The following is a 281-nucleotide window of genomic DNA, read 5'->3' as shown; positions in this document are numbered from 1 at the left end:
GCACAGGCCGGTGCGCAGCTTGGCCAGCGCCTCGTGCGTCTCCGCGAAGCTCGTCGAGGGCTTGGAGCAGATCTCCGCCTGGCTCTCCAGCAATTCGCGCTCGACCCCGTCGAGGCGGCTGCGCGCCGCCTTATGGAAGTCGGAAACAGATTCGCGCGGCGCCGAGCGGGTGCGGCCGTCCGCCAGGAACAGCTCTTCCTCGATCCCGAACCGATACTCGTGAGCCATGGCGTCCTTCGCCTTCCGCCCGGCGATTCACCGAACCGGCCGAGGGACAAGCA

At 68.3% G+C, this 281-nt stretch carries 1 protein-coding gene; it reads right to left on the bottom strand.

Annotation, left to right across the window (positions count from 1 at the left end; all coding sequences use genetic code 11):
- Positions 1-228, bottom strand: a 228-nt coding sequence (locus ACWXWW_RS17980; protein WP_455971368.1) for a glutamate-cysteine ligase family protein, incomplete at its 3' end; no start/stop codon positions are given.
- Positions 229-281: the final 53 nt, after the last annotated feature.

The organism is Microbacterium sp. KNMS (genome assembly GCF_053851835.1).
The sequence above is the reverse complement of the archived record's forward strand: the minus strand, read 5'-3'. Positions and strand labels throughout refer to the sequence as shown.